The organism is Pedococcus sp. P1_H8 (assembly GCF_056405175.1).
Window position 1 is genome coordinate 1 of sequence record NZ_JBFUCP010000402.1, and the last position, 383, is coordinate 383.

Here is a 383-nt window from a genome sequence, read left to right on the forward strand (position 1 = left end):
GACGTGTACATCGCGGCGTGGGAGATCGAGTGCTGCGCCCCCCCGCCCGAGGTGGGCCGCGAGGGGGCGTGGGTGCTCGCCTTCACCGCCGACGACCCCGAGCCGGAGGTCTTCCACCGACCCGTTCGCTGGGATCGGACCAGCCGCAAGCTCAGCGCCGGTGGCGCCAGCGCCTACTGGCGAGACGCGCCCGACGACCTGTCCGACCACCCCACCGGGCTACGCGGGCGGCTGTGGGGGACGGTGCACGGCGCGGATGTCCCGGATGGATTCGACAGCACCACCGGCTCGGTCCGGGGCGTGTACCTGCTGGACGAGCTCTATCGCGAGAACGAGATCGGCGCCTGGTGCCCCCTCCCGGGGACCGCGGTGCGGTCCCCGGT

General features: G+C 73.6%; 1 protein-coding gene. It reads left to right on the plus strand.

The features are described 5' to 3' along the window. A partial coding sequence (locus AC1DYG_RS20555) for a DUF6578 domain-containing protein (RefSeq protein ID WP_477641680.1) occupies positions 1-383 on the plus strand: 383 nt, incomplete at both ends.